General features: G+C 69.2%; 17 protein-coding genes. 6 read left to right on the top strand and 11 right to left on the bottom strand.

What is annotated here, in order from left to right; translation table 11 throughout:
* Positions 1 to 56 precede the first annotated feature (56 nt).
* Positions 57 to 4511 (bottom strand): glutamate synthase large subunit, encoded by a 4455-nt coding sequence (gene gltB, locus AC5P65_RS19545; RefSeq protein ID WP_495215803.1) that lies wholly within the window; start codon positions 4509 to 4511, stop codon positions 57 to 59.
* 174 nt (positions 4512 to 4685) lie between these two features.
* A complete protein-coding gene (locus AC5P65_RS19540) occupies positions 4686 to 5075 on the bottom strand; it encodes an I78 family peptidase inhibitor (RefSeq protein WP_026347258.1) in 390 nt (129 codons plus the stop codon).
* 111 nt (positions 5076 to 5186) lie between these two features.
* Between AC5P65_RS19540 and AC5P65_RS19535 the strand changes: the two genes are divergently transcribed.
* Positions 5187 to 6245, top strand: coding sequence for a DNA topoisomerase IB (locus tag AC5P65_RS19535; RefSeq protein ID WP_019661973.1), 1059 nt, complete (start codon positions 5187 to 5189; stop codon positions 6243 to 6245).
* Here AC5P65_RS19535 and AC5P65_RS19530 read toward each other — a convergent pair.
* A complete protein-coding gene (locus tag AC5P65_RS19530) occupies positions 6233 to 6541 on the bottom strand; it encodes a putative periplasmic lipoprotein (protein ID WP_019661972.1) in 309 nt (102 codons plus the stop codon). The genes AC5P65_RS19535 and AC5P65_RS19530 overlap by 13 nt on opposite strands.
* 196 nt (positions 6542 to 6737) lie before the next feature.
* Here AC5P65_RS19530 and AC5P65_RS19525 point away from each other — a divergent pair, with 196 nt between their 5' ends.
* Positions 6738 to 7844, top strand: a complete 1107-nt coding sequence (locus AC5P65_RS19525; RefSeq protein WP_021203608.1) for an SDR family oxidoreductase — start codon at positions 6738 to 6740, stop codon at positions 7842 to 7844.
* Between the two features lie 30 nt (positions 7845 to 7874).
* Here AC5P65_RS19525 and AC5P65_RS19520 read toward each other — a convergent pair whose 3' ends face one another.
* Positions 7875 to 8942: a serine hydrolase domain-containing protein gene (locus AC5P65_RS19520; protein ID WP_111102374.1), complete on the bottom strand. Its 1068-nt coding sequence runs from the start codon at positions 8940 to 8942 to the stop codon at positions 7875 to 7877.
* A 189-nt stretch (positions 8943 to 9131) separates the two neighbouring features.
* On the opposite strand from AC5P65_RS19520, the gene AC5P65_RS19515 reads away from it, so the two are divergent.
* Positions 9132 to 9518, top strand: a complete 387-nt coding sequence (locus AC5P65_RS19515) for a BlaI/MecI/CopY family transcriptional regulator (protein WP_019661969.1) — start codon at positions 9132 to 9134, stop codon at positions 9516 to 9518.
* Positions 9519 to 9521: 3 nt separating this feature from the next.
* Complete coding sequence (locus AC5P65_RS19510; RefSeq protein WP_188250441.1) at positions 9522 to 11513, top strand: M56 family metallopeptidase; 1992 nt, start codon at positions 9522 to 9524, stop codon at positions 11511 to 11513.
* Between the two features lie 92 nt (positions 11514 to 11605).
* Here the strand turns inward: AC5P65_RS19510 and AC5P65_RS19505 are convergent, their stop codons facing one another.
* From AC5P65_RS19505 to AC5P65_RS19495, 3 genes are all read right to left on the bottom strand, one after another.
* On the bottom strand, positions 11606 to 11920 hold the full coding sequence (locus AC5P65_RS19505) for an I78 family peptidase inhibitor (protein ID WP_058983243.1): 315 nt from the start codon (positions 11918 to 11920) through the stop codon (positions 11606 to 11608).
* 78 nt (positions 11921 to 11998) lie between these two features.
* Entirely contained in the window at positions 11999 to 13021 is a 1023-nt protein-coding gene (locus AC5P65_RS19500) for a ribonuclease H-like domain-containing protein (RefSeq protein ID WP_111103607.1), read from the bottom strand.
* Positions 13018 to 15507 (bottom strand): DEAD/DEAH box helicase, encoded by a 2490-nt coding sequence (locus AC5P65_RS19495; protein WP_111098116.1) that lies wholly within the window; start codon positions 15505 to 15507, stop codon positions 13018 to 13020. Before AC5P65_RS19495 ends, AC5P65_RS19500 begins: the two co-directional genes overlap by 4 nt.
* A 494-nt stretch (positions 15508 to 16001) precedes the next feature.
* On the opposite strand from AC5P65_RS19495, the gene AC5P65_RS19490 reads away from it, so the two are divergent.
* Positions 16002 to 16520 (top strand): hypothetical protein, encoded by a 519-nt coding sequence (locus tag AC5P65_RS19490; RefSeq protein ID WP_111098117.1) that lies wholly within the window; start codon positions 16002 to 16004, stop codon positions 16518 to 16520.
* 39 nt (positions 16521 to 16559) lie between these two features.
* Positions 16560 to 17234 (top strand): hypothetical protein, encoded by a 675-nt coding sequence (locus AC5P65_RS19485; protein WP_495215801.1) that lies wholly within the window; start codon positions 16560 to 16562, stop codon positions 17232 to 17234.
* Between the two features lie 71 nt (positions 17235 to 17305).
* Here the strand turns inward: AC5P65_RS19485 and AC5P65_RS19480 are convergent, their stop codons facing one another.
* Genes AC5P65_RS19480 through AC5P65_RS19465 form a run of 4 tightly spaced genes read right to left on the bottom strand, consistent with a single transcriptional unit; the run spans position 17306 to position 23284 of the window.
* Positions 17306 to 19114, bottom strand: coding sequence for a hypothetical protein (locus AC5P65_RS19480; protein WP_111098119.1), 1809 nt, complete (start codon positions 19112 to 19114; stop codon positions 17306 to 17308).
* Positions 19111 to 21273, bottom strand: a complete 2163-nt coding sequence (locus tag AC5P65_RS19475; protein ID WP_456115572.1) for a hypothetical protein — start codon at positions 21271 to 21273, stop codon at positions 19111 to 19113. Before AC5P65_RS19475 ends, AC5P65_RS19480 begins: the two co-directional genes overlap by 4 nt.
* Positions 21270 to 22391, bottom strand: coding sequence for a BatA domain-containing protein (locus AC5P65_RS19470; RefSeq protein WP_456115571.1), 1122 nt, complete (start codon positions 22389 to 22391; stop codon positions 21270 to 21272). The genes AC5P65_RS19475 and AC5P65_RS19470 overlap by 4 nt, the downstream gene beginning before the upstream one ends.
* On the bottom strand, positions 22388 to 23284 hold the full coding sequence (locus AC5P65_RS19465; RefSeq protein ID WP_111098122.1) for a DUF58 domain-containing protein: 897 nt from the start codon (positions 23282 to 23284) through the stop codon (positions 22388 to 22390). The genes AC5P65_RS19470 and AC5P65_RS19465 overlap by 4 nt, the downstream gene beginning before the upstream one ends.
* Between the last annotated feature and the right edge of the window lie 2 nt (positions 23285 to 23286).

The raw sequence follows: 23286 nt of genomic DNA, 5'->3' as shown, positions 1-23286 counted from the left end.
GCTCTGTAATGCGAGGGGGAACGTTGCCGGCCAGCGGCCGGCACTACCGGAAAACATCACGCGGCGCGTCGCAGGGTTTCGGTCAGCGACTCGATGCTGGCGGCCTTCGGTTTGACCAGCCAGAACTTGCCGATGTAATCGCGGAACTCGTCCAGGATCTGCTGCGCCCAGATGCTGCCGGTCAGCTCGCGGTGGCGGCCGATCAGGCGGTGCAGGTGCTGGCGATAGTTCTCGAAGCCCTCGGCGGACACGCGATGGATGTCGATCAGCTCGTGGTTGTAGCGGTCGACGAAATCGCGATCAACGTCCAGCACGTAGGCCAGGCCGCCGGTGAAACCGGCACCGAAGTTCAGCCCGACCTTGCCCAGCACCAGTACCACGCCATCGGTCATGTACTCGCAGCAGTGGTCGCCGGCACCCTCCACTACCGCCAGCGCGCCGGAGTTGCGTACCGCGAAGCGCTCGCCCGCCCTGCCCGCGGCGAACAGCTCGCCGCCGGTGGCGCCGTACAGGCAGGTGTTGCCGATGATGGCGGTGCTGCGTGCCTCGAAGCGGGCACCGCGCGGCGGTCGCACCACCAGGCGGCCACCGGCCATGCCCTTGCCGACGTAGTCGTTGGCTTCGCCTTCCACCTCCAGGTGCAGGCCACCCACGTTGAACGCGCCGAAGCTCTGCCCGGCGCTGCCGCGGAAGCGCAGTTCCAGCGGTGCCTCGGCCATGCCCTGGTTGCCGTGCGCACGCGCCACCGCGCCGGCCAGGCGGGTGCCGATGCTGCGGTCGGTGTTGTGGATCAGGAAGCGATGCTCGCCGCCGCGCTTGTGTTCAATGGCGGAGGCAAGCAGGCCGTCCATCTGCGTGGCCAGGCTGTCCGGCGACTCGTACAGGCGCTGCGCGGCGCAGTGGCTGGCCTCGTAACGGGCATCGGCCAGCAGGCGCGACAGGTCCACGCGCACGCCGTCACGCGGCGCGGCCTCGATCTGCCGCAGCAGGTCGGTTCGGCCGACGATCTCTTCCAGCGAACGCGCGCCCAGGTAGGACAGCCAGCCACGCACTTCTTCGGCCAGCAGCCGGAAGAAGTTCTCCACGCGCTCCGGCTGGCCGGTGAAGTGGTTCTCGCGCAGGCGTTCGTCCTGGGTGGCCACGCCGGTGGCGCAGTTGTTGAGGTGGCAGATGCGCAGGTACTTGCAGCCCAGCACGATCATCGGCGCCGTGCCGAAGCCGAAGCTGTCCGCGCCCAGCAGCGCGGCCTTGACCACGTCCAGGCCGGTCTTCAGCCCGCCATCGGTCTGCAGCAGGGTGCGCCCGCGCAGGTCGTTGGCCAGCAGCGCCTGGTGCGCTTCGGCCACGCCCAGCTCCCACGGCACGCCGGCATAGCGGATCGAGCTGACCGGCGACGCACCGGTGCCACCGTCATGGCCGGAGATGGTGATCAGGTCCGCACCGGCCTTGACCACACCGGCGGCGATGGTACCAACGCCGGCATGGCTGACCAGCTTCACCGATACCAGCGCGGTCGGGTTGACCTGCTTGAGGTCGTAGATCAGCTGCGCCAGGTCTTCGATCGAATAGATGTCGTGGTGCGGCGGCGGCGAGATCAGGCCGATGCCCGGCCGCGCGTAGCGCAGACGTGCGATCAGTTCGTTGACCTTGTGGCCGGGCAGCTGGCCGCCCTCGCCGGGCTTGGCGCCCTGCGCGACCTTGATCTGCAGCACTTCGGCATTGACCAGGTACTCGGCGGTAACGCCGAAGCGGCCCGAGGCGACCTGCTTGATCTTGCTGCGCTTCGCAGTGCCATAGCGCGCGGGATCCTCACCGCCTTCGCCGGAATTGCTGCGGCCGCCGAGGCGGTTCATGGCGATGGCCAATGCTTCATGTGCTTCCGGCGACAGTGCGCCCAGGCTGATCGCCGCAGTATCGAAGCGCGGGAACAGGGTACTGGCTGGAGCGACCTCGTCCAGCGGCACGGGCGCGGCCGCCGGCACCAGCTCCAGCAGGTCACGCAGCGCCGATGGCGGGCGCGCATGCACCGCATCGCAGTACTGCTGCCACGCACGCGGGTCACCGCTGCGCGCCGCGCGCTGCAGGGTGGTCACCACGTCCGGGTTGTACATGTGGTATTCGCCGCCGTGCACGTACTTCAGCAGGCCGCCGACATCCACGCCCTGCTGCGCGTCCCAGGCCTGCGCGCACAGTTCGCGCGCGTCGGCATCCAGGCGGGCAAAGCCGGCGCCGCCGATGCGCGAGGCGGTATCGGGGAAGCACAGGTCCACCACTTCCGGTTCCAGGCCGATGATCTCGAACAGCTGCGCGCCGCGGTAGCTGGCCACCGTACAGATGCCCATCTTCGAGATGATCTTCGACAGGCCCTTGTAGATACCCTTGCGGTAGCGGCGGCCGATCTGCGATTGCTCGCCGCCCTTGCTGAGCTTGAGGATGCCGCGACGGCCCAGGTCGAACAGGGTCTGGTAGGCCAGGTACGGGTAAACCGCCGTGGCACCGAAACCGAGCAGGCAGGCCATGTGGTGCGGGTCACGTGCGGTGCCGGTCTCGACGATGAGGTTCACGTCGCAGCGCAGGCCCAGCCGAGACAGGTGGTGGTGGATGGCACTGGTGGCCAGCAACGCGTGCACCATCGGCCGCCCGGCCACCGGGTAGCGGTCGGACAGCAGCAGCATCACCATGCCATCGCGCGCGGCCTGTTCCGCTTCGCTGCAGATGCGTTCGATGCCGGCGCGCAGGCCTTCGTCTTCGCTGTAAGACAGGTCGAGCAGGCGGTTGGCCTGCACGTACTGGTCCATCTTCAACAGCTGGCGCAGCTTGCGCTGGCTCAGTACCGGCGAATTGAGGATGACGTGGTTCACCGTCTCCGGGCCGGCATGGAAGATGTTGGTTTCCTTGCCGAGCTGGGTGGACAGCGACATCGCGCAGTCTTCGCGCAGCGGGTCGATCGGCGGGTTGGTGACCTGCGCGAAGGCCTGGCGGAAATAGTCGTACAGCGGGCGGCTGCGCTGGCTCAGCACCGCCATCGGCGTGTCGTCGCCCATCGAGCCGGTGGCTTCCTGCTCGGTCTCGGCCAGCGGCCGCAGCACCTGCTCCACCTCCTCGCTGCTGAGCTGGTACAGCTTGTGGTAGCTGCGCAGGGTGCCTTCGTCGAAGGGCTCTTCCACCAGCGACGGGTCGATCAGTTCGGTCTGCAGGTAGGTCACGCCCTGCTGCAGCCACTGCTTGTAGGGCGCGCGGCCGCGGTTGATGCGGTCGACCGCATCGGAGTCGAGCAGGTCGCCGCGCTTGAGGTCGATCGCGATCATCTCGCCGGGGCCGAGCTTGCCCTTGCGCACCACGCGCTCGGTCGGCACTTCCCACACGCCGGCTTCGGAGGCGACCAGGAAGTGGCGGTCGGCGGTGAGCATCCAGCGCGCCGGTCGCAGGCCGTTGCGGTCCAGCGTACACACCGCATAGCGGCTGTCGCAGGCGACGATGCCGGCCGGGCCGTCCCACGGCTCGCTGTTGAGGCCGTGGAACTCGTAGAAGGCCGCCAGGTCCGGATCCTTGAATTCCAGCGACTGCGTGGCAGGCGGCACCAGGATGCGCAGCGCCTGGATCAACTCCATGCCACCGGCGACCATCAGCTCCAGCATGTTGTCCAGGCTCTGCGAATCCGAACCGTGCATGGAGATGACCGGGTCGAATTCACCAATATCGAAGCGCGGCGTCTTCCACACCTTGCTGCGCGCCTGCGCCCAGCGACGATTGCCCTCGATGGTGTTGATCTCGCCGTTGTGGGCGAGCATGCGGAACGGATGGGCGAGCGGCCAGCGCGGCAGCGTGTTGGTCGAGAAGCGCTGGTGGAACACGATCGCGCTGGAGGCCAGCTCGCGGCGCTGCAGGTCCGGGAAGAAGCGGCTGAGCTTGTCCGGCAGCACCATGCCCTTGTAGCTGATCGCATACGGGGTGAGGGTGGTGACGTAGAAGTCGGCGTGATCGCGCAGCTGCTGTTCGCTGCGGCGGCGGGCCAGGAACAACGCCAGCGCGAAGCCGGCATCATCCTGGCCAACCCCCGCATCGACGAACACCTGCTCGATGCGCGGCAGCGTGTCGCGCGCCAGTTGGCCGCAGACGCTGTCGTCGGTCGGTACCTCGCGCCAGCCAGCGACCTTGCAGCCCACCGCTTCCACCTGCGCCTGCAGCTGCGCGCGGCAGGCCTGCGCCGCGTCGGCGTCGTGCGGTAGGAATACCAGGCCGGCGGCGAAGCGTGTGGCGACGGCAATGCCGGCTTCGCTGGCGAGCAGTTTCAGGAACGCATCGGGGCGGCGCAGCAGCAGGCCGCAGCCATCACCGGTCAGGCCATCGGCGGCAACACCGCCACGGTGGGTCATGCGCGAAAGCGCGGCGATGGCGGTATCAACCAACAGGCGCGATGGTTGATCGTCGAGCTGGGCGACCATGCCAAATCCACAGGCATCGCGCTCGGAGCGCGGGTCGTAAAGCCCTTGGCGGTTGCGGGGGGCCATCTCTACCTCGATGCGTATAGGGTTGGCGGCGACACTCGTCCCCGCTCATTCCCTGGAGCGCATCGTGAGGCCACCGGATGCCTCGACTAGATCACAGGTTGCTGCAATGCCGCAATACACGGTTGCAGGTGCAACAGAACGCGCCGGCAACCCAGTGCCGGCGCGGGGCGGGACTCAGCCGCAGCGCACGCCGCTGATGGCGCCCTTGGCGTCCACTTCGATGTTCAGGCGGTCGCCGAGGAACTCCATCGTGGCCACATCATTGGGCTTGAGCACGCGTACCTGGCTGGCGCCTGCATCTTCCTGCGCCTGCTTGCCCAGCCCATCGGTGTAGGCTTGGCCGACCAGGCTCTGCACCTGGCTGGCATCGCAGGTGCCGACCGGCGGCGCCTCGATGGCCTTGCCGGCTTCGTCGGCCGGTGCCTTGGCGGCTTCGGCCGCCTGCTGGGCGTGGGCCGTGGCCGAATCCTGTTCATCCAGCGCCGGTGCCTGGCAGGCGGTCAAGGCCAGCACGGCCGGCAGCAGCAGGGCGGAGAGCGAACGGGCGCGAATCGGGAACGACATCATGACTCCGGAAGGGGTTGTGAAGACCCGAGCATAGCGGCGAACCGGCCCTCACGTGTTTGTCTTGTGTTATCGACAGGATCGCGGCACGGCGACCGCGACACTACTGGCATGCCGACCGCCTCCACTCCCGAACGACAGGCCGCGCGCGCGGCCGGCCTGCGCTATGTCGACGACACCCAGCCGGGCATCAGCCGGCGCCGCGCCGGAAAAGGTTTCAGTTACCGCGATGCTGATGGCCACGCGATACGCGACGCCACCACCCTGCAACGCATCCGCGCACTGGCGATTCCACCGGCCTACACCGCGGTGTGGATCTGCGCCCACGCCAACGGCCACCTGCAGGCCACAGGCCGCGATGCGCGCGGGCGCAAGCAGTACCGTTACCACCCCGACTGGGCGAAGGAGCGCGACGCCGGCAAGTTCGACCGCATCATCGCCTTTGGCGAGGCCTTGCCCACGCTGCGGCGGCGGTTGTCGCGGGATCTGAAACGGCCGGGTTTCCCTAAGGAAAAGGTGCTGGCCATGGTGGTCGCGTTGCTGGCCGACACCCTGGTGCGGGTCGGCAATGAGACCTATGCGCAGCAGAACCGGTCATTCGGACTGACCACACTGCGTAACCGTCATCTGGAGCTGCTGCGTGGCGGCCGGGTGCGCATGCGTTTCCGCGGCAAGTCCGGGCAGCTGCAGGAGGTGACCGTGGGCGACCGCAGGCTGGGGCTGCTGGTGCGGCGCCTGCAGCAGCTGCCGGGGCAGGCGTTGTTCCAGTACCGCGATGACGACGGTGCGCTGCAGCCGGTCGACTCCGGTGCGGTGAACGACTACCTGCGCGAGGTGATGGGCGAGGACTTCACTGCCAAGGATTTCCGCACCTGGGGCGGGACCGTCGCGGCGGTGCAGGCGTTTGCTGCCACCGAGCTGCCGGAACCGGCCAGCCAGCGTGCGCTGGCGCAGGCACAGCGCAGCGTGGTGTGCCAGGTGGCGGCCCGGTTGGGCAACACGCCGGCGGTGTGCCGCAAGGCCTATATCGACCCGTGCGTGTTCGTCGGCTGGGAGCGCGGTGAACTGGCCAAGCTGGCCGGCCTGCGCGGGCCGCGCCAGTGGGAGCAGGCCACCCTGCGCGTGCTGCGCAGGGCACGCCGGCTCAGCCGCAGTCGTCAGCCGCAGTAGATCGCGACGATATTGTTGGTGCGGCCCTTCTCGATGGTCAGGCGGTCGCCGCCTTCGCTGGCCGGTGGCACCCGCGGGCCGTCGTGGCGCAGGACCCGCACGTGCAGGCTGTCGCTGTCCACGCGTGCACGGGCCACAGTGGCGTCCGAGGCGGCCAGGCCCACCGCGCCGCGCACCCTGTCGCTGTGGCACTGGCCGGAAATCACGCCGTCGATCGGCTGCACCTGGGCCATCGGTGTGCTGCTGCAGGCGGCGAGGGCAAAGCAGACGGCGGCGGTGGCGATGGCATGTTTCATGGAGGCGTTCCCTGTGTGGTTGCGTGCAGGGTGCGACGGCGCACGTGGTGGCGGAATGAATGCCGTGCACATCGTGGACACGGCGCGCTCACTGCCGCCAACAGCGTGCGTAGAGAGACTGCAGGTGCGGCGTGCGCCGCCCCCCGGTAGTGTCGGCCGCTGGCCGGCAGCCCCGTTCCCTCCCGAGGAGACCTGCATGGCCACCACCAAGAAGACACCCGCCCGCCGAAAGGCATCGCCGAAAGTGCGTAAAGGCAGCACCCCGGCCAAGGCGGTCGCCGACCCCGATCGCCCCCGCGTAGTGAGGACCGCGACCCGCAAGGCGGCCGCCAGCGATCCGCGGGCAGCACGCGTCGCGGCCCGGCAGCGGCGCCTGCAGGACCAGGAGAAGGCCAAGGACGCCCGGGCGGCCAGCAAGGCCACGAAGAAGACCGCGACCCAGGCCGGCGCACGGCGCCAGCCGGAGGCGATGCCGGCGCAGCAGCTGGCCAAGCCCGGGCATGAGCACGAACTGGAGCTGGCGCCCCGCTTCCTTGCACCCGACTACGCGGGCAGCGGCAAGCTGCAGGGCATGCGTGCGATCGTCACCGGTGGCGACTCCGGCATTGGCCGTGCGGTGGCGGTGCTGTTCGCACGCGAAGGCGCGGACGTGGCGGTCCTGCACCTGGACGAAGCCGAAGATGCCGACATTACCCGCCAGCACGTGGAGCGCGAAGGCGGCCGTTGCATCGTGATCGCCGGTGACGTGCGTGATCCGCGTTTCTGCGACAAGGCCGTCAAGCAGGTGGCCAAGGCGTTCGGCGGCATCGACATCCTGGTCAACAACGCCGCGTTCCAGCTGCACTGCGAGCGGCTGGAAGACCTGGAAGACGCGCACCTGCAGGAGACCCTGCAGACCAACATCGGCGGTTACATCCAGATGGCGCGCGCGGTGCTGCCGCATCTGGGCGAGGGCGCCAGCATCATCAACACCGGTTCGGAAACGGGCATCTTCGGCAGCAAGGCGCTGATCGACTACTCGGCCACCAAGGGCGCGATCCATGCGTTCACCAAGTCGCTGGCCAGCCAGCTGCTGCCACGTGGCATCCGGGTGAACTGCGTGGCGCCGGGGCCGGTGTGGACGCCGCTGAACCCGGCCGACAAGCAGGCCGAGGACGTCGCCGAGTTCGGCAAGGACAGCGACATGGGCCGGCCCGCACAGCCCGAGGAACTGTCGCCGGCCTATGTGTTCCTGGCCTCTCCGGCCTGTGCCAGTTACATCAGCGGGGTGATCCTGCCGGTGATGGGCGGTCCACGTGGGTGAGACGGGGCTGCCGGCCGCTGGCCGGCAGCCTCAGGGCACGGTCACCGCAGGCGCATAGAGATCGGCAATGCGTGGAATGAACTGCTGCGGATTGGCACCGACCAGGTTGGTCAGCACCACCACCGCCACGCCGCGCTCGGGATAGACCACGAACGCCGCACGCGCACCGCCGATACCTGCCACCTGCAGGTCGGGCGATGCGCGCAGTACCGGCCAGCCCTCAGCCCACGGGCCGGCACGGCCATCCGCCAAGCGCTCTGCGCTCCACATCCGCCGCAGGGCCGCCTCCGGCAGCAGGCGGCCTTCGGTCAGCGCGGCCAGCCAGCGCGCGGTGTCGTCGGCGGTGGTGAGGATGCCGCCACCGGCCCACAGCGAAGGCGGTATGTCGTAGAACCAATGCGACAGGCGTGGCGGTGCATCGGCCGCGTCGGTGGCACGCGGGGCCAGGCTGTACATCGTCGCCGCATCCGGAATCAGGTCGTAGCTGTCGCCGAAGGTGGTGCGGGCCATGCGCGCGCTGCTGAACTGGCCGGTGGCGAGAAAACGTTCGTAGGGCATGCCGGATTGCTTCGCGATGATCCGTGCCAGAAGAACGTAGTTGGTCTGGTTGTAGGCGAAGCGCTGCCCGGGTTCGGCTTCGACCGGCTGCGCAGTGACGGCCGCCCACGCCTGCGCTTCTGAGCCAGCGCCCAACAGCCCGTTCGCATCAAGGATGTCCGGAAGGCCGGAGGTATGCGCCAGCAACTGGTGTACGCGTACGTCTGTCCACGCTGGTGGAAGATCATCCAGGTAACGCGAGGCCGGCGCGTCCAGATCCAATCGCCCCTCCTGCGCCAGCTGCGCGGCGGCCACGCCGGTGAACGCCTTGGTGGCCGAGTTGAGCGGGAAGCGGGTGTGGCGCGAAGCAAGCACGCCGTTCTCGACGTTGGCCAGGCCGTAGGCTTCAGACAGCACGATCTGCCCGTCCTTGACCACCGCGACCTGCAGCCCGGGGATGCGCTGCTGCATCATGATCTGGCGGATCAGGCGGCGGGTCTGGTCGTTGGCATGGTCCTGGCTGGCAGAGACGGCGGTGAAGGGCAGGGCACTGATGAGCATGAGCACGACTCGGAGCATTGGACGGAACATGCGGAATTCCAGCGGGCGTTGCGGATCGGATGCGGACAGCGCGCCAAAGGTTTAAGTGCTCGGCGCCGCTACCGTTCGTCGGCCCATGACTTCCGGGGGGTTGACTACAGCTGTCGTCAAGCTGACAGTGACGACACGTGTAGTCAAGGGAGTGGTGTCATGCGTGGCAAAACCATCGGGGACCAGGAGCTGGCCCTGCTGCAGTACATCGATGAACATGCGCCGGCCAGCGTCGGCGAGGTCGCCAGTGGATATGGAGAGGCCCGAGGCCTGGCCCGTTCCACCGTGCTGACGATGATGGAGCGGCTGCGGGCGAAGGGGTATCTTCAGCGCCGGCAGCAGGACGGCGTCTACCGCTACCAGGCCACCCGTGGCCCGCAGAGCGTGCTGCAGGGTGCCGTGGCCCAGTTCGTCGACAACACCCTGCAGGGCTCGGTGTCGCCGTTCGTGGCCTACCTGTCGCAGCGCCAGCAGGTCAGCGACAACGAGCTGGCCGAGCTGGAAGCGCTGGTCGCCCAACTCCAATCGCGTCGCCACGAGGGCTGAGCCATGGACACCACGATGCTGATCCCGATGCTGGAACGGCTGGGCTGGACCAGCCTGCAGACCGTACTGCTGGTGGCGCTGGTGTACGGCCTGTGCCGCGTGCTGCCGTCGCTGTCGGCGGCCACCCGCTGCCGCCTGTGGTGGCTGGTCTCGCTGCAGGCCGTGCTCGGCCTGTTCTGGAGCCAGCCGTTGCAGTTGCCCTGGCTGCCGGCCCCGCAGGCGGTGGCGATGACCGCGACTGACGTGGCCGCTGACATGGTCTACCCGCTGGCCCCGGAGGCCTCGGCACAGTTGCTGGCCGCGATGCCGATGCCTGCAGCGGACGTGCCGGCAGTGGCGTGGTGGGCCGTTGCACTGGCTGCGCTGTGGGCATCCGGCGTGCTGCTGATGGCGCTGCGCACCTTGGGTGAGTGGCGCCGCTGCCGCGCACTGCTGGCGGCGGCCTATCCCTGCGAGGACGAGGCGCTGGTACAGGCGCTGCAGCTGGCCTCCGATGCGCACGGCGTGCGTCCTGCGCCGCGGTTGTGGATGAGCACGCAGGTGGACGCACCGCAGCTGGTCGGGCCGTTCCGCCCGGTGCTGCTGCTGCCGGCCGGCGACAATGCCCTGCAGGGCGATGCGCTGGACCTGGCCCTGACCCACGAACTGCAGCACTTGCAGCGGCGTGACCTGCAATGGGGCCTGCTGCCTGCACTGGCCCAGCACCTGTTCTTCTTCCACCCGCTGCTGCGCCTGTCGGTGCGTGAATATGCACAGGCGCGCGAGGAAGCGGTGGATGCAGCGGTGGTTGGCCAACATGGCGCCAGCCGCCAGGCCTATGGCCGCCTGTTGCTGCAGTTGGGCGTGGCCCCGCAGCCGCATCTGGGCGTGGCCAGCGCCGCACCGAGCACCACCAGCCTCAAGCGTCGCCTGCTTTCGCTGCAGTCGCCCCGGTCCTGCCCGCGTCTGCTGGCGGTGGCGCTGACCGCTGCGGTGGTGGTGGTGGGCGTGGCGCCGATGCGGCTGGTCGCAGCGCCGGTGCCGCCCGCCCCGCCCGCCCCTCCGGCCGCGCCGAAGGCCGTGGCGCCGCCACCGCCTAAGGCCCCGGAAGCACCGTCCGCACCGCCGGCGGCCGCGGCTGCCCCAGCGGCACCTGCCGCACCGGCAGCCCCGGCCGAACCTGCTGACGCGACCGGGCCCGACGATGCCGACGTGGCCGACGTGGCCGACGTCGACGATTCCACCGGCATGGCCGAAGACGATGAAGGCACGGCGTCGGCCGCCCGCTCCATCACCACCTACGGCCGCCTGGACCTGGGCAAGTCGCCCCGGGAGGCTTTTGTGCTGGTTGATGGTGATTCGACTTTCGCCAACGGCGGCATGGACGACGTGACGGTGGCCCGCAGGCAGCTCGGCAAGGGCCCGGCGCTGTGGTTCCGCCAGGGCGACAAGCGCTATGTGGTGCGCGACCCGATGCTGATCCAGAGCCTGCAGCGTGCCTACAGTGGTGCCGCAGAGCTGGGTCGCCAGCAGAGCGAACTGGGCCGCCAGCAGAGTGCGCTGGGTCGCCAGCAGGGCGAACTCGGCAGGCAGATGGGTGAGATGAGCCGCCTGCAGGGCGAGGAGTCGCGCCGCATCGCACTGATTGCCGCCGAGGCTGCACGCAATGCCATGGCCGCCCACGACATCAACCGTGAGGCCGCCGCGGAAGCGGCGAAGGCAGCGCGCGGTGCAACCAGTGATATGGCCGTTGCGCGAGAGGCTGCACGCGAGGCCGCCGCCGTGGCACGCCGTGCGATGCAGGAAGCCCGCAGCGAGGCCGCGCAGTCCGGCCGCACCCGTGACATGCAGCGCCTGGCCAGCCAGCAGTCTGAACTGGCCAGCCGCCAGGCGGCACTGGGCAGCCAGCAGGCCGCGCTGGGTGAGCGCCAGGCACGCGTGCATGCGCAGGCATCGCAGCAGGCACAGCAGGTGATCGCGCGTGCACTGGCCAGCGGCAAGGCCGAGCGCCTCTGAAACGGCGGTAGCGCCGGGCCATGCCCGGCGAGCGCAGCGGCACACCTGAAGAGGGAAGGCGCCGGGCATGGCCCGGCGCTACCAGCGGAACATCAACCGCAGCTGGCGCGTTCGATGCGGTTCTGCGCATCCACCTGCACGGTCACGCGGTCCTGGCGGAAGTCCATGGTCACCGCCATGCCTGGCTTGACCACCCGTGCACCGCGCGCGCCGCTGGCGGCCACCAGCTTCTTGATGGTGGCTTCGTCAGCCGTCTTGCCGGTGAAGGCCTCGAGCGCCTCCGGCCTGCATTCGTGCGCGGCGTCGGCCACGGGCGCTGGCGCGGGATCGGGGGCGGTACTGCTGCCGGCATGGCTGCAGGCGGCCAAGGGCAGGATGGCGAGCAGGACCAGGGGATTGAGGCGCATCGTCGGGCTCCAGGCGTGGATGGTGGCGGCAGTGTCACCGCTGCCACCGTCAGGGCATGTCAACGCTGCCCCGTGTCATTACTGCCCGACCAGCGCCAGTGTCTCGCGCTCGCGCTGTTCCTCGCGCACCAGCCGCTGCAGCAGCAAGGCCAGCGTCACCACGTCCTGATGATTGTGATCGGCCACCCGGCGCAGGTTCACGGCGTCGCCGCCACGCAGGAAGCGCAACCATGCTCCCGGTGCCTCCGAGCCCGGCAGGTCGTCCTCGCGCACCACGCGCAGCAGCTGGCGCTCGATGGTGGACAGCCTGCAGTTCTCCCAGGTGCCGCGATAGCGCCGGCGGGTGGGGTAGAGCAGGTCCACATGGTCCAGCGCCGTGATCGGATCGCGTTGGCGCGCCAGCCGGTAGCGCGCCTTCAGCAGCGGCGCATCGTAGCTGCGGCCGTTGTAGCTGCAGAACACGGTGGAGGGCTGCAGCCAGCTGGCGAAGGTGGCCAGCATCGCTTCTTCCGCAGCCATGGTGGACATCAGCAGCTGGCGGATGCGCAGGCCTTCGCCACGCTGCGGGCACACGTACCAGTCGGCCGCGCCGATCATGAAGGCACGCGTGCCGGTGCCACCGGCCAGGCCGGTGGTCTCGGTATCGAAGAACAGCAGGTCGCGCGCAGCTACGTGCTGGTCCTCGCGCTTGGCGAAGGCCAATGACAGCGGGGCGGTCGGGATTGGTTGCGGCTGCAGCGATTCGATCAGGAACAGGCCCGGTGCGATCTCCTCGCCGGGCAGCTGACGATCCTGTGCGCTGGCGCGTGCCGGCGTGGTACTGCCGCGGGAGCGCAGGCCGAGCAGGCGATGCAGGCTGCCTACTTCCGGCCGACGCAGCGGTACGGGTGCCGGTGCGGAGGCCGCAGCGCCGGTCGGCTTGTGGCGGATTTCCTGTTCGACCCAGGCGAACACCGAACGTTCGGCCGGTGGTTGCCGCGCATCGTTGGCGGCCACGGGCGCCGGTGGCGCAGGGGGCGCGTCCGGCGCGGCCGGTGTGATCGCCTTCGGGTCGCCGGCCTGCTTCCGCAGCAGGCGCAGCTTGTCCAGGCTCAGGCTCACGGTGCCAGCAACTCCATCGGCTCGCGCGTGGTGATCACCACGTCGGGCACATGCTGGCAGGCGTCGGCGTCGAACAGGTCGAGCACGCGCAGCGCCAGCGTGCGCGGCGAAGTCTCATCGTCTTCCTGCGCGGCCAGCACCGGACCCACGCAGGCCGGGCAGCCAGCCTTGCAGTCGCAGCGCTGCACCAGTTCGCGCGCGCGCTGCACCAGCTCGGCCTGGCGTTGCCACAGCGGTTCGCTGAGACCGACACCGCCGGGGAAATTGTCGTACAGGTACACGGTGGGCACGAATTCCTGCAGCAGCTCCACTCCAGCGGGATCGCCCTCGCTGCCGCGCAGCTGGCCACGGCCACTCTGGTCGGCGATGGCGAACCAGGAACCATCGCCGTTGCCGACCGACTTCTGCAGGTCGCGCGCATCGGCCATCACCGCCACGGTGGCAACGATGTGCAGCGCGTAGGCGGCGCCGAGAAAACCATCCAGCGCATCCTGCTTGCTGGCGAACGCACGCAGCAGCAGCGCCTGAGGCAGCTGCCACCACACCGCCGTGGTGTGCAGTTCCTGGTCAGGCAGGTTCACCGGGCCGTAGCCGATGTTTTCGTGGGTGTAATAGCGGATCTTCTTGTAGCCGGCCACGCGCCGCACTACATGCACTTCGCCATGGTGCGAATCGCCACGGCCGGCCACGCCGCCGTCGAAACGGTCCAGCACCTTGAGCTTGGTGAAGTCGATGCTGTCGGTGTAGTAGTCCACGTGGGTACGGGTGACGTAGGCCTTGCGGCCCTCCCAGTCCAGCGTCTCCACCTGGTACGGGGTGGACTGCACCATGTGGATCGCCCCTTCGTACAGGGTGAGTGCGGCGGCGGAGTAATCGACCTCGGCGATGATCTGCTGGCGGCCATCGCTGCGGTCGACCACCACGAAGTTACCGTCGGCCACCGCGCGCAGGCTGACCGCATTGGCGGGATAACTGTCGGCAATCCATTCCCAGCGCTCGCCTTCGCGGTGGATCACTTCGGTCTCTGCCAGCGCTTCCAGGAATACCTCCGGATCGATCGGGCCGAAGCCATCGCCGACCCGGAACGGCAGCTCGAAGGCCGCGCACCGGATATGGTCGAACAGGATCAGCGGCTGGTCCGGCGCGATACGCGCGTGCTCGGGCGAGGCCTCGGCGAAGAAGTCCGGATGCCGCACCACGTACTGGTCCAGCGGCTGCGAACTGGCCACCATCACCCCCAGCGCGGGCTGCTGGCGGCGACCGGCACGGCCAAAGCGCTGCCAGGTGGCGGCCACGCTGCCGGGGTAACCATTGAGGATGACCACGTCCAGGCTGCCGATATCCACGCCCAGTTCCAGCGCCGACGTGCTGACGATGCCGTCGATGTTGCCGGCACGCATCGCGCGCTCGGTCTCGCGCCGCTCGGTGGGCAGGTAGCCACCGCGGTAGGCGCGGATGCGCGGCGGTTTGCGCGGGTCGTGGTCGAAGATGTCCTTCAGGTACTTGGTCAGCACTTCGACCATCAACCGGGTCTGCGCGAACACCAGGGTCTTCAGCCCGGACTTGATCGCGATGCGCGCGATGCGGTTGCTCTGCGACCGCGCCGAGGCGCGCAGGCCCAGGTCCGGATTGATCACCGGCGGGTTCCACAGCAGCACCTGTTTCGGCCCGCTGGGCGCGCCGGATTCGGTGATGGCGGTGACCGGCGCCTCGATCAGCGCCTCGGCATGTGCCTGCGGGTTGCCGATGGTGGCCGAGCACAGGATGAACTGCGGTTGCACGCCGTAGAACGCGCAGATGCGCTTGAGCCGGCGCAGCACGTTGGTGACGTGGCTGCCGAACACGCCGCGGTAGGTGTGTACTTCGTCGATGACGATGTAGCGCAGGTTCTCGAAGAACTGCGCCCACTTGGTGTGATGCGGCAGGATCGCCTGGTGCAGCATGTCCGGATTGGACACCACGATGTCGCCATGCAGGCGGATCGCCTGGCGCGCATCACCCGGGGTATCGCCATCGAAGGTGAAGGCCTTGACGCCCAGATCGCCAGCACGGTTGAGTTCCAGCAGCTCGGCCACCTGGTCCTGTGCCAGCGCCTTGGTCGGGAACAGGTACAGCGCCTTGGCTTTGTCCTGCATGGCCGCACTGACCACCGGCAGGGTGTAGCACAGCGACTTGCCGCTGGCGGTGGGGGTGACGATGGCCACGTGTTCGCCGCGCTGGCTGGCCTCCCACGCTTCGGCCTGGTGGCTGTAGAGCTGCTCGATGCCACGTGCCTTCAGCGCGGCGGCCAGCGCCGGCGGCACCGACCCGGGAATGGGCGCGTAGCGGCCTTCGCGGCCGGGAATGGCGAAGCTGCCGGTGATGCGGTCCTGGTAGCGGCGCTGCAGGCGCGCGCTGAGCAGGGCGCCGTCGCGGGCGGGCAGGCCGTCGCGGGTGGCGAGCTTCTGCTCGGCGTCGGCGGTGCGCTTGGCGAGTTCGTAGGCCATGGAAAGTGGAGCCGGGACGGATTGCGAGGGGTCACATGGCACCACATCCACGTCTCAGGATGTGAGACATCGCGCGCGAGGGGCGTGAACCGTTCAGTGCCACGGGGCCGGACGCTGCGCGATATCCGCGTCAAGCGCCTCATTGCGGCGGAGGAACTGCACCATGCAGACCACAAACCGCATCGCGTGCCAGCCCAACGCCAGCAATGCCGCCGCCCGCCACCCAGACGCAAGCGGCCAGCCCAGCTCCAGGTGCTGCGACAACGGCGGCCGACGCGGCAGGCGTATGGAGGGAGCTGTCATCAGCGAGGCCTTACCGGGAAAACCGCAGGATGCCGTCCCCATCCCCCGGCGGGAATGAAGTTCGTTGCAAACTTCGGCGCCCAGGCCGCGCAGCGATGATGCGTGACACACCCTGAATGCCCCCGCCGATGCCAACGAAATCTGAAGCCCGCATCCGTATCCTTGTTCACTGGACGCAACCAACAGGGTGGATGGCTGTGGCACGACCGGGAACGCAGGGAGCACTGCTGGCCAGCCTGTTGCTGGCGGGCGTCGCGCAGGCGCAGCAGGCAGCGCCGGTAGCGGTGTCCGATCCTGTGCCCGCTCCCCCTGTTGATGCCCCGGCAGCACCTGCCGCGCCGATCTCCACCACCCTGCCGCAGGACAATGTCACCACACTCGGCGAAGTGCGTGCGCTCAAGCCCGATGACGAGCCGGTGGACCTGTACCGCTTCAAGAACCCGGTGAAGTTCGGCGACAACCGCTTCAGCCGTGACTGGAGCGAGCCGCCGTCGCCGGAGCAGGTCAGCATGGGCGGTGGCTACATCATGATGGGCGTGGTCAAGGGTGTGATGGCGGCAGCCAAAGGCATCAACAAACTCACCGGCGGGCCGGACCAGATCCAGGCGGCCGTGGCGCGGCCACCGCCAGAGCTCAGCGCCGAACAGCAGCAGCGCGCGCTGCGGTTCTCACAGGAGCAGGATGCCGGCGACACAGCGCCAGTGAAGTAGGCCGGTATATGCTGCTGACCCCCCACCGGTAATGCTGTCATGTCCCTGCGTTCGTTCTGCCTGTTGGCCGCCTTGCTGCCGGTCTCCGCCTTCGCGGATGGCATTGCCGATGATGACGCCTGCCGCAATGGCGCGTTTCCCTCCGAACAGAGCCGGTTCGCCCTGGCGCGGGTGGTCGATGCACCCCGTCTGTATCTGCTGGGTGACATGGACGGCTGCCCGGCGAAAGGCGAACCGGCCTGCCGCCAGCGCAGCTATGTGGTCAACGGCGATACGGTGGTGACCGGTCGCGACCTGGGCCGTTACCGCTGCGCGTTCTTCCCGAACAAGGTGGGCGGTAGCGCCGGCTGGGTCGACCGCAGCAAGCTGCAACCGTTGCCGGTAGCCGTGCCCACGCTGCAGGACTGGGCGGGCAACTGGAAGGACGGCGACAACGGCCTGCGCATCACCGTGCAGGGTGGGCAACTGCATGTGGAGGGGGACGCCTACTGGCCCTCCGCCAACCCCACGCCGGAGCAGCGCCCGTATGGGCCGAACCTGGGCCAGGTGGAAGCGCGTGCCATACCGCAGGGTGCCGATGTCGAGTTCGCCGAGGACACGTGCCGGGTTCGCGTGCACTCACTGGGTGAGGTGCTGATCGTGGCCGACAACAGCGAATGCGGTGGCATGAACGTGCGTTTCAACGGTGTGTACCGGCGCGCCGGAAAACGTTGAATGGCGCATGAGGATTGGGGCCGGTAGATCCACGCCACGCGTGGGTGCTGCCCGCGATTCAATCGATGCGGTCAGCGCCGCCGCTCCAGCCACCACAGCAGCGAGGCGCACAGCACGAACGCCAGCCACCACGGCCAGCGCGAGCCCGGCACGGGTTGCACCACCGACGCGTCTGCCAGCGTGCTGGCAGCCAACGCCCGCGTGGTCGCATCGATCATCACCTGTCGATGCAGCGTCGGTGCATCCTTCGGGTCGAACACGTAGCGCCAGACAACGCTGTCGCCATGCTGCAGGCGTTGCCAGCCTGCCTCACGGGGCCACCAGCCGGCGCAGCGCAGCGCCGACGCCGTGCCATCGACGATCAGGGGCACGTCGTCGCCGCGTTTGTTGAAGGCCTGCAGTGGTGCCTGCACACCGCACAGCGCCTGTCGTTCACCTGCCCAGGCGATCGGCTGCGGTGACCACAGTGCATCAGCGCTGTCCTGCGCGCGTGCCAACGTGGCCACCGCGTCGCTCCAGAGTTCGCCGTGGCGGTCATCGCGCCCGGCCAGCACCCAACGCCAGCTGTCGGTGATGGGCAGCAGGCCGATGCGGCCCTTGCCGACCGCGCGCCAGCCACCGATGGCGTTGCCAGCTCGATCGTGCAGCAGTGCGCTGCCGCCCGGCGCCTGCAACGCCAGTGCTTCCAGCGAAGGCAGCGCGGCACTGTGCGAGCTGCGGTCGGCCTCTTCGCCGTAGCCGGTGGGCAATGTGCCGGCGGCGAGCGGGCCACGGCGTGCGGCGAGGATCGCGCCTTCGCCATCGGCGGGAAGTTCGAGGGTGCGGCTGCTGCCATCGCCCTGCACGGGCAGGCCCAGATCGCGGAGGCGCTGGCGCGCACTGGCCGAAGGTGCGCCCGCACTGCGTACCAGCACGCCCAGTCCATCGCGCAGTGCCTGGCGCACGGTGGCCAGCTGGCCTGCACTCAATGCCGCGAGGCTGCGCTCGTCCAGCAGCAGCAGATCGCTGCGCGTGAGCGATGCTGCATCAATCGCCACCGCGCCATCGCCGATGCTGAGTCCGGCCCCGGTATCCGCCTGCACCCGCACACGGATGCCGGCATCGGCCGCCCAGCGGCGCAGGTACTTCAGCTCTGGGCCCGGCGCACTGGCGCGCACCAGCAGGCGCAGCGGTGCGGCCGGCAGGGTCTGCTGCGGCACCGGGACGCTGTCCACCACATGGCCGTCGGCATCGAGCAGGCGCAGCTTGAACACGCTGCGGCCTTCGGCGCGGGCGATGCCGCTCAGCTGCACGCGGCCGTCGTCGGCAACGTCCGTGCGATCGACCACGCTGCCGGCCGGGTCGAGCAGTTCTGCTTTGGCCTTTGCCGCGCCACGCGCCTGGGCCAGTACTTCGAAGCGTGCACCGGGGGCCACATCGGCCGGTGCTTGCAGCGCGATCCAGCCGCGCGGCTCCGGTGCGGCCTGCCAACGTACATCCGACGGCAGCACCGTGTCGCGGTCACGTGCGGCCAGGCCTGCACCGACCAGCGTCAGCGTGGCGGCCGGATGCTGGCGCAGCGCGGTGGCCAGGTCGGGAACGCGCTGTGCGCCGGGCACATCGGCAGCTTCGGGCAACAGCAACAGCGGGCCTTCGCTGGCCGGGGGTGCGCCGGCCTTGCCGGCATCGACGCCAAGCACGACCAGCCCGCCTGCGGGCTGCTGGCGGGTGGGCGGCATCAGGCAGAAGTACAGCAGCGTGGCGACGATGACCTGCAGTGCGATCACGCTCCACCGGCGGCCAGGGTGCGTTGTGCTTCCACGCAACTGGCGCACGCTGGCGATGACCACGACCAGAGTGAGTGCCAGCGCAATCCACAGGTTCAGGCTGGTGGCGGTCATGGCTGCGCCTCCAGCGCATCGAGGTAGCGCTGGCCCATCGCATCGGCCGCACTGCGCCGCATCGCCTGCGGCAGTGGACGCTGCAGCGCGCGCCACAGCTGCGCACGCAGGCGCTGGCGACAGTCGATGCAGTCGGGCTCGATGCGCAGCTGCTCGATGGCCGCAGCCAGATCCAATGCATCGGGCAGGTAGGCCGCGTTGCGCTGCTGCCAGGCCGCGAGCGCATCGAGATCCGGTGCGCCGTTGTCATCACCGAGGCGCTGCCAGGCTTCAACGATGGCCGGATCGGGCGGGGTGCGCGCGGCCAATGGCAGTTCGCGACTGGCCAGTCCGGCGCGATCACCGCCCAGCCGGCGGCTTTCATCGATGGGTGGCAGCTCCGGCCCGACCCGGGCCAGGTAGATGCGCTCGGCCTGCTGCACCTGCTTGATGAAGCCCAGCGCCTTGTAGGCAAATGGCAGCGCCTGCTGCGGGCGGCCCTGGCGCAGCTCACCTTCGGCCGACCACATCTGGTCAAGCGCGGCCTTCAACGTGGCGCGGGTCTGCGGATCGAGCAGGGTCGCCGCCTCGGCGTGGTCGTGGGTGTGGCCATACTCGGAGAGCACGTCGGTGTCGCTGCCGAACACCGGTGGCGTATCGGCATTGGCCGGCTTGCCGCCGTGATCATGGTCATGCGCGTCGTGCGCGCCGGCCTCGGCGCCATGGTCGTGATCGTCGTCGTGGTCGCCGGCGGACGGCGTATCGCTGGTGGGCAGGTCGCTGGTCGGCGGTGGCTTCGGTGCACCTTCGCTTTCCTCGCCCAGGAACTGGCCGTAGCGCAGGCGCAGGATGCGCTGGTCGACACCGATCGCATCGCTGCGCTTCACGAAGTCCTCGTCGGCCAGGCTGCGTCGCTGCCGGATCAGGGCTTCGGCATCGATGATGATCTGCCGCTGGCTGCGGAAGTACGCAGGCAGGGTCTTCTTGATGCGGCCTTCGAGCTCCGCACCGAGCGCGACTTCGGCGCTGGGCAGGCGCAGGATCACGCTGCTGCTGCGCCCGGTCTGCGGCGTGGGTGCATGGTTGTCGCGCACTTCCAACTGGGCGATCACATCGTTGCCGGGCTGCGCGCCCAGCGCAGCCAGATCCAGGGTAAGGGCGAAACGTCGCGCGGTGGCTTCGCCGCTGCCGGCAAGCGTGATGCCGCGCTTCACGAAGGTGATGTTCTCCCCGCTGCCCTGGGTGGTGGTGATCGACAGCGTTGCCTGCGCCGCGACACCGTAATCGTCGTTGGCTTCGAAGCGCAGTGCCCACTGTCGTTGCCCCGGCGTGCCCAGCACCAGGCTGGCCGTGGGCTCCAGTACGCGCACGCTGGGTGCACGGTCGGCCACCACATCCAGCCGATGCAGGCGGGTCTCTGCCAGTGCCGGTTCGCTCACCACGCGGTACAGCACCGGCGCGCGTGCCACATCCTGCGCCTGCCACTGTCCTTCGTGCTCGCTCAGCGGCAACCTGCGACCATCGTGGAACTGCAGCCATGCCTTGTCCGGTGCGCGGTCGAAGCGCAGCGACCAGGACAGTCGGCTGTCGGCGGCGACCTTGGCGTCCAGCGCATTCTGGGTAAGCGTGGCCTGGCCGGTATAGGCCGGTGCGTCGATGCGCAGGCGGGTGGACTGCAGGCGTAGCGGGCCTGCCGCGGCCGTGCTGCCCGGCGCTGAGGTGCGGACTGGCGCGGAACCGGGGTTCGAACGTGGCCAGCCGACTGCCAGCACAACAATGGCCAGGCCTGCGATCCAGCACAGCGCCAATGCCCCAGGCGGCCAGTGTGGACGCAGCTCCGGCATCGCGCGTTCCAGCGTGGCCAGCACATGCGCACGCTGGCGCTGCTGCAGCGGATTGAGCGTGGCGGCATCGGCGAACAGCAGATCGGCACTGTCCTCGCTGGCACCGCTGCCATCAAGGTGGCGTTGCAGCCACTGCCGGTCCAGTTGGCGGGCATGCGCAGTGGCGAAGCCCGCACACGCGAGCAGGCTGATCGTACCGACGACGCAGGCGATATCGAAACCTGCCAGACGCAGGGCCAGCCCCGCCGCAGCCAGCGCCCATGGCAGGCCCAGCAGCAGGGTGATGAGCGCACGGCGCCGGCGCGCACGTTGCCAGGCGTGCTGCAAGGTATTCATGCGGCCACCCTGCGGCGGGCGCTGCTGGCCATCCAGCGTTCCAGGGCGAACAGCAGCACGATAGCCAGCAACAGCCAAGGCGTCGGCTCACGCAGCGGTGGTGTTGCAGCAGGCAATGCGGCCCGCTGCGGTGCCTGGTCACGTGCATCGCCCAGGCGCGGAGCCGTGGGTGGCTGCAGCGCCAGCAGCAGGGCATGCGGCAACTTCGGATCGCGCAGCGCGGCGTTGCTCGTGGTATTCCAGTCGCCCGGCAGCGCCAGCAGATAGCCGTGGCCGACGCGTTGTTGCCACAGCAGCGGTGCGCCCTCCGCGTCGCGCAGCAGGATGCGGGCGTCGGCAGCGGGCTTGCCGGCGGTGATGACACGACCGCCGTCGAGCAGCCACGCCTGCCAGTTCGCCGGCAGTGCATCGCTGCGGCTCCACACGCCGATCTCGCCGCGTTCGGGCAGGGCATCCACCGACAGCGGAGCGAGCGTTGCCTGCACGCCCCACGCGCGCTGCAGTGCGTTCAACCAGTGCTGGGCAGTGGCGGATGCCTCGCCGTGCGCGCGCAGCTGCGGCAATGCCGCTGCAGTCTGCGGCGGTGTGACCGGCATCGGCTGCGTGTGCCATTGCACGTCGCGCGACAGCTGCAGGCGGGCGCCATCCAGGCCGGGCAGGGGATCGGGAACGTGCACGGTCAACGCGGTGCCCGCAGGCAGCTGTGCGTCCAGTTCGCGCAACAGGCTGGGCAGGGATGCGCTGGATGCCGGTGGTGCCTGATCGATGGCGGGGAAGCCAGGTGCCAGCCAGTGCCAGTTGCCATCCTCGGCCGCTCCACGCAGTGCCGTAGCATCCAGTCCCGGCGCTACCACGGTCCATGCAGCGGGGGGCGCTGCCGGGCCCGTCAGCGCGGGCCGCGCCAGCAGCAGCGCCAAGGCTGCCAGTAGCAACAGCCGCACCAGCAGCAACGGCCAGTCATCGAAGCGGATGCGCTGGCGCGGCCGTATCTGTGCACGCAGCCAGCGCAGCGCGGCGAAATCCAGTGGCGTATACGGATGGCGGCGGGCCAGGTGGATCAGCAGCGGCAGCAGCCCTGCGGCGAGAGCGGCCAGGCCGAGCGGGAACAGCAGGGTCATGCAGCGCCCCCACGGCCGAACAGCGCTTGCAGCGGCTGGTCCAACGGTTGGTCGAGCCAGCCGGTGGCACTGGCGATGCCGCCGGCCTGCAGGCGCGCACGTAATGCGCTGCGTGCGTCAGCGAAGCGCTGCAGGTAATCGGCGCGGATCGCCGCACCGTCGCCCAACAGTTCCTCGCCGGTTTCCGGGTCGCGGAAGCGGTGGCCGGCGTCGAACGGGAAGTCGCGCTCGTCGGCAGTCAGGATCTGCAGCAGTGCCACTTCGCGGCGTGCGCTGGCCAGCTGTTCGAGCAACACGATGCCGGCGTCGTCGAAGCCATCACCGATTGCCAGCAGCAGGTCGCCCGGGCGCACGCGTTCCCACAGCGGGCGCAGGCGATCAGGCGCGGGCCAGGCGCCGCGCGCCTGCAAGGCATGCAGTTGCAGATGCACGCGATCACGCTGGCGTGCGCCGTTCGCCGCGGGAACCAGCCGCAGGCCATCGCCATTGATCGCCAGCAGGCCGAAATGGTCGCCCTGCTGCAGCGCCAGTTCCACCACGCAGGCGGCCACGCCGCGCATGTGATCCAAGCGCGTGCGCTGCGGTGCCGCGCGATCGGCCTGGCCGGCCGAGGCGGTGGCATCGAGCAACAGCCAGACCGTGATCGGGCTTTCGCGTTCGGACTCGCGCACGAAGAAGCGATCCGAGCGGGCGTATAGCTTCCAGTCGATCTGGCGCAGTTCGTCTCCCGGCTCGTAGGCACGGTACTGGGCGAACTCGAGGCCGGCACCGCGGCTGCGGCTGGCGTGCTGGCCGATGCCACTGGCACCGCTGGCCAGGCGCGGCCGCAGCCGCAGCAGGCGCAGGCGCGCACGCAAGTCCGGTGGCAAGGTCAGCGGGGTACCGGCGTTCACGC

The sequence above is a fragment of the Stenotrophomonas sp. YJH_SMC_48-3 genome, assembly GCF_059369375.1.
The sequence above is the reverse complement of the archived record's forward strand: the minus strand, read 5'-3'. Positions and strand labels throughout refer to the sequence as shown.

Bases quoted from the DNA above. Each gene is read 5' to 3' on its own strand.
- gltB (WP_495215803.1), bottom strand. From the start codon at position 4,511: ATGGCCCCCCGCAACCGCCAAGGGCTTTACGACCCGCGCTCCGAGCGC.
- AC5P65_RS19540 (WP_026347258.1), bottom strand. From the start codon at position 5,075: ATGTCGTTCCCGATTCGCGCCCGTTCGCTCTCCGCCCTGCTGCTGCCG.
- AC5P65_RS19535 (WP_019661973.1), top strand. From the start codon at position 5,187: ATGCCGACCGCCTCCACTCCCGAACGACAGGCCGCGCGCGCGGCCGGC.
- AC5P65_RS19530 (WP_019661972.1), bottom strand. From the start codon at position 6,541: ATGAAACATGCCATCGCCACCGCCGCCGTCTGCTTTGCCCTCGCCGCC.
- AC5P65_RS19525 (WP_021203608.1), top strand. From the start codon at position 6,738: ATGGCCACCACCAAGAAGACACCCGCCCGCCGAAAGGCATCGCCGAAA.
- AC5P65_RS19520 (WP_111102374.1), bottom strand. From the start codon at position 8,942: ATGCTCATCAGTGCCCTGCCCTTCACCGCCGTCTCTGCCAGCCAGGAC.
- AC5P65_RS19515 (WP_019661969.1), top strand. From the start codon at position 9,132: ATGCGTGGCAAAACCATCGGGGACCAGGAGCTGGCCCTGCTGCAGTAC.
- AC5P65_RS19510 (WP_188250441.1), top strand. From the start codon at position 9,522: ATGGACACCACGATGCTGATCCCGATGCTGGAACGGCTGGGCTGGACC.
- AC5P65_RS19505 (WP_058983243.1), bottom strand. From the start codon at position 11,920: ATGCGCCTCAATCCCCTGGTCCTGCTCGCCATCCTGCCCTTGGCCGCC.
- AC5P65_RS19495 (WP_111098116.1), bottom strand. From the start codon at position 15,507: ATGGCCTACGAACTCGCCAAGCGCACCGCCGACGCCGAGCAGAAGCTC.
- AC5P65_RS19490 (WP_111098117.1), top strand. From the start codon at position 16,002: ATGGCTGTGGCACGACCGGGAACGCAGGGAGCACTGCTGGCCAGCCTG.
- AC5P65_RS19485 (WP_495215801.1), top strand. From the start codon at position 16,560: ATGTCCCTGCGTTCGTTCTGCCTGTTGGCCGCCTTGCTGCCGGTCTCC.
- AC5P65_RS19480 (WP_111098119.1), bottom strand. From the start codon at position 19,114: ATGACCGCCACCAGCCTGAACCTGTGGATTGCGCTGGCACTCACTCTG.
- AC5P65_RS19475 (WP_456115572.1), bottom strand. From the start codon at position 21,273: ATGAATACCTTGCAGCACGCCTGGCAACGTGCGCGCCGGCGCCGTGCG.
- AC5P65_RS19470 (WP_456115571.1), bottom strand. From the start codon at position 22,391: ATGACCCTGCTGTTCCCGCTCGGCCTGGCCGCTCTCGCCGCAGGGCTG.